1 protein-coding gene and 1 pseudogene are annotated in these 579 nt (G+C 47.3%); one reads left to right on the forward strand and one right to left on the reverse strand.

What is annotated here, in order from left to right; all coding sequences use genetic code 11:
- A partial coding sequence (locus tag R7Q46_RS28880; protein ID WP_318078542.1) for a helix-turn-helix transcriptional regulator occupies positions 1 to 372 on the forward strand: 372 nt, incomplete at its 5' end.
- Here the strand turns inward: R7Q46_RS28880 and R7Q46_RS28885 are convergent.
- Positions 359 to 579: pseudogene (locus R7Q46_RS28885) on the reverse strand (hypothetical protein); the annotation flags it as partial. The gene R7Q46_RS28880 and the pseudogene R7Q46_RS28885 overlap by 14 nt on opposite strands.

The following is a 579-nucleotide window of genomic DNA, read 5'->3' on the forward strand; positions in this document are numbered from 1 at the left end:
GAAGAAAGCATCAGCGGATTTGCGCGACGCGTTGATGTGTCGGAAGCGCTCATCCGAAAGTACATAAAAGGCAGCGAACCTAGCCTAACCAAAGCCAATCAGATTGCGATGCGGGCAAACTGCTCTCTTGAATGGTTAGCGACGGGTTGCGGTTATCTCTACCGTCGTGCTGAAGTGGTGGATATGGATGCCTATAAATTGGCTTTCCAACACGTGATGAATGAAGAGCTGACAGAAGATAAAGAAGAGCTTCATCGAAAGCTCATTGCAGGGTACCAATACCTGCGCGCACATAAAAAGGCAGACGGATTTTTAGATGAATCTGCCATGGCGACATTTCTTGCTTTGCATAAAGAAACTAAAGCCGAGTAAGTCGCAACTCGATCATTTCGCCATCACTGCGTAAAGTAATGACTACGTGCGGTGATGGCTCTGTAAACTCATCGGCTTTTACCCAAACCATAGACCTCTCAATCTCTGGCGGGTATCGATTTATCAGCAACACCACTTCTTTGTCGACCTCTCCTGCAGATCTGTTTTTCAGCGACGCTGCGACATCGTATTGATCGTTGCCGATTG

The sequence above is a fragment of the Vibrio sp. 811 genome, assembly GCF_033339195.1.